At 71.8% G+C, this 3,303-nt stretch carries 2 protein-coding genes; both read left to right on the forward strand.

Features of this window, described 5'->3' with window-relative positions; genetic code table 11:
• The first annotated feature begins 748 nt into the window (after positions 1-748).
• Positions 749-2,011: an MFS transporter gene (locus ABZU76_RS51545; protein ID WP_354885862.1), complete on the forward strand. Its 1,263-nt coding sequence runs from the start codon at positions 749-751 to the stop codon at positions 2,009-2,011.
• Positions 2,012-2,075: 64 nt separating this feature from the next.
• A complete protein-coding gene (locus tag ABZU76_RS51550) occupies positions 2,076-3,140 on the forward strand; it encodes a DNA polymerase III subunit beta (RefSeq protein WP_354885865.1) in 1,065 nt (354 codons plus the stop codon).
• The last annotated feature ends 163 nt before the right edge of the window (positions 3,141-3,303 follow it).

A 3,303-nucleotide genomic window follows, 5' to 3' on the forward strand; every position in this document is an offset into this window, starting at 1 on the left:
TTCCCCCCCCCCGTCTCCCCCCGCCCCCCGGGCCCCCCCCCAAAACCGCTCAGTCCAGAAGCCGGCGCGATCCCGCGGCTGCAGTCACCACGCCCCCACTCTTCGTTGAACGGAGGCCACCCTCGCCCTACCGGCGCCGGGTGGCTTTCGTCGCTTCTGAGGCTTTTGGGGCTACAGCTGGGCTCCAGACTTTATGGGCGTCCCCCACACGAGCGGCATCCCAGTGGCGTGGTCGCGTCGCGGCGCGTTTTTCTTCCACGGCAGGGAAACTGAGTGGACCACCCGGCGGGATCGCGCCGGTGTTTTCGCTTCTGCTTTTGACGGCCCCAGCCGGCGAAAGCAGAAGCGAAGACATCGGCTTGAGGCGATCCCGCACGCGTCGGCGGAGCCGACGCCAAAGACAGGGAGCCGGGCGCCACCCCCGACGTGGCGCACCGGCTCCTTGCCTTGCGCGGACCATCCCCCGACGATCCGCGCTCCCCGCCCTCCGGTTCAGGCCCCGACCCGTATGCCGGAGGGAGCTGGGATGTGCTGTTTCTCAACCATCATGGCCACTACCCACGAATTCAAGGCCATTCACTCTCAAGGACGCCGCTTCGGCCGTTTCGTTGCACGAGTTCACTGAGAATCCATAGAGCGTTACGGGATCGAGACCTCTGCGGCGTAACCAAAGCCGTTCGATGGAGGTGACGCACCTGACCGGAAAACAACTGGTACTTCCGTACCACTCGCAGGCATACTGGTACGCGTGTCCCACTCTGCTCGCTCCGAAGGTCGCACTACACTCGCCGACTACCATGCCGCGCTGAGGGCCCCCGGCTCTCGCCGCCCGGTCGTCGCGTCGGTGCTCGCCCGCTTGCCGATCGCGATGATCGGCATCTCGGCGCTGCTCTACGTGCAGCGCGAAACCGGCTCGTTCGCCGCCGCCGGGCTGGTTTCCGCCAGCTCGCTCGCCGGCGTGTCCGTGGGCGCGGTGGTGCAGGGGCGGCTCATCGACCGCTACGGGCCGACGCGTCCGCTGCTGGTCACGGTGGGAATGTTCGCGCTGTCGATGGTCGCCCTGGCCCTGGCGATCGAGGCCCACGCGCCGACATTCCTGCTGGTCGCGCTGGCCGCCGCCACGGGTCTGTCGGAGCCGATGATCGGATCGGCCTCGCGTGCGTTGTGGACGAAGTTGCTTCCGGAAGGCCCTGCGCGCAACGCGGCCTTCTCGTACGAAGCGATCAGCATGGAGGTGTTCTTCATCCTCGGCCCGGGCATCGCGGGCCTGCTGATCACGGCGCCGTGGGCCGGCACGGGCATGGTCGTGGGTGCCGCGGCGATGGTCACCGGCGCGACGGTGTTCGCGCTGAGCCCCGCCGTGCGCGCTTGGGGTCCTGCTCCGCGCGCGAAGACACCGCTGCTGGGTGCGCTGGCGAGCCCGGGCATGCGGACGCTCGCCGTGGCCGCGCTGGGCTTCGGTGTGGTGATCGGGTTCGTCGAGGTGGCCGTGCCGGCCGCCGCGACGGAGTCCGGCCACGCGGCGTTGAGCGGGCTGCTGCTTTCGGCGTGGTCGCTGACGTCGGTGGCGTTCGGCGTGGCGTACAGCCTGCATCCGTGGCCGCGCCGGCTGGGCCTGCGCCTGCCCGCGTTGCTGGGCGGGTTCGGCGCGCTGGTGGCGCTGCTGGCGCTGCCGTCGTCACTGTGGGCGCTGGCGCTGCTGATGCTGCTGGCGGGCGCGCTGATCACGCCGCAGTCGACCACGCACTCGACGGCGATCGAGACCGTCGCGCCGCGCGGTACGGCCGCGGAGGCCTTCGGCTGGGTCCTCACGGCGGTGACGCTGGGGCTGGCCGCGGGCCAGTCGGTGAGCGGTTACCTGGTCGAGCACTCGGGTCCGAGCGCGTCGTTCCTGGCCGCCGGCGTGGCCGGGGTGGCGCTGGCGATCGTGGTGTGGCTGATGCGCGGCACGGTGCGCGCGCCGGCCGCGGAGCCCACCGACTCGGGTGAGCTCGTGGGCGCCCGCCACTGACGTCTCAGCAGGTCAGTGGCATCGAAGTCGGTTTTTGTCGGTGGCCCGCGCTAGCTTCGCGGGCATGGATCTGACGTCACCGGCACGGCCGCTGTCCACGGCCGTGAACGCCGCCGCGCGCCTGCTCCCGCGGCAGGCCGCGCTGCGGCTGCGCACCGACGCGGACGGGCTCGAGGTCGCCGGCAGCGACCGCGACCTGTCCGTCCGCTTGGCGTGCCCGGCGACGTCCCACAACGATGGTGAGGTGCTCGTACCGGCGGCACCGCTGGCCGAGACGCTGAAGATGCTGGACGTCGACCAGGTGCGCCTGGTCGACGAAGGCAGCCGGCTGGCGGTGCGCGTGGAAGGGGCGCGCTTCGCCTTGCCGCTGCTGGACCGGGGTGCGCGCGTGGAGCCCGCGCAGCCACCTCGGTTGTCCGAAGTGGACGGGGAGCTCCTGGCGGCCGCGGTCCGCACGGTCGCGGGCACGGCCGCGAAGGACGATCCACTGCCGGTCTTCACGGGCGTGCGCGTGCAGAGCTCCGGTGACACGCTCGTGCTCACCGCCTCGGACCGCTACCGGATGGCCGTGGCGCGCGTGCCGTTGCGAGCGGTGTGGGGGCCGCTCGACGTGCTCGTGCCCGCGCGCCTGCTGACCGAGGCCATGCGCCACGCCACCGGCACCCTCACCCTCCAAGCCGACAGCGGCCACTTCGGCCTGGCCTGGGCCGGCGGCACCGTCACCACCGCCGTCCTCGACGCGGGGTTCCTGTCGGCCGACGCCATCCCGTCCGGCGACGTCGACACGGAGGTCGAGCTGCCCGCCGACGCCCTCGCCGCGGCCATCCGCCGCGTCGGCGTCTACGCCGAAGACCGCCGCGTCCTGACCCTCGAGGTGGGCGACACGCACGTCCGCCTCGCCAGCACCCGCGCCGACACGGGCGAAGCCGAGGAAACCCTGAAGGCAAACGTTTGCGGCGGTCGCACCTCGCCGTCGTTCCAGGCGCGTTACCTGCTGGACGCCCTCGCGCCCTTCGCGGACTCCACCGTGCGGCTGTCGATCCAGCCGGGGCTCCGCGCGTGCGTCCTGACGTCGGCGGAGGCGCAGGAGGTGAGCCTCACGTACTACCTCATGCCGATGCTGCGCTGAATTGTTTGCGTCGGCTCCGCCGACGCGGGCGAGACCGCTTCAAGCCGGCTTCTTCCCTCCCGGTTTTCGCGCAGCCCAGGGGCCGCGCGAAAACCGCTCAGTGCAGAAGCCCGCGCGATCAAGCGGCGGGGGGGCGCGGGGGGGAGGGACTGGGCCGGCGGGG

This window comes from Amycolatopsis sp. NPDC005232 (assembly GCF_040607795.1).
GTDB lineage: Bacteria > Actinomycetota > Actinomycetes > Mycobacteriales > Pseudonocardiaceae > Amycolatopsis.